Source organism: Photobacterium sp. S4TG1 (assembly GCF_036040035.1).
Taxonomy (GTDB): domain Bacteria; phylum Pseudomonadota; class Gammaproteobacteria; order Enterobacterales; family Vibrionaceae; genus Photobacterium.
On sequence record NZ_JAYXUH010000056.1, the window covers coordinates 1 to 379 of the forward strand.

Below are 379 nucleotides of genomic sequence, written 5' to 3' on the forward strand. Positions count from 1 at the left end.
GTTGGGAGAGCACCTCCCTTACAAGGAGGGGGTCACTGGTTCGAGCCCGGTATCGCCCACCATCTTCTCTTCGGAGAACTTCTTTTGAAGTAAAATATTGGGGTTATAGCTCAGCTGGGAGAGCGCCTGCCTTGCACGCAGGAGGTCTGCGGTTCGATCCCGCATAGCTCCACCAATGTCCCGTTCGTCTAGAGGCCTAGGACACCGCCCTTTCACGGCGGTAACAGGGGTTCGACTCCCCTACGGGACGCCACTTTTTAAACGTATTTTTCTTAAATAAAGAGAGTGAGTACTTTTAAAAAGTGGACGTCGAAAGATAGACACATGCTCTTTAACAATCTGGAAAGCTGACTAGTAAATTTAATCGAAAGATTAATTT

2 tRNA genes are annotated in these 379 nt (G+C 48.3%); both read left to right on the plus strand.

Features of this window, described 5'->3' with window-relative positions:
- Nucleotides 1-99 precede the first annotated feature (99 nt).
- A tRNA-Ala gene (locus VXS03_RS20130) sits at nt 100-175 on the plus strand.
- Between the two features lie 2 nt (nt 176-177).
- A tRNA-Glu gene (locus VXS03_RS20135) sits at nt 178-253 on the plus strand.
- The last annotated feature ends 126 nt before the right edge of the window (nt 254-379 follow it).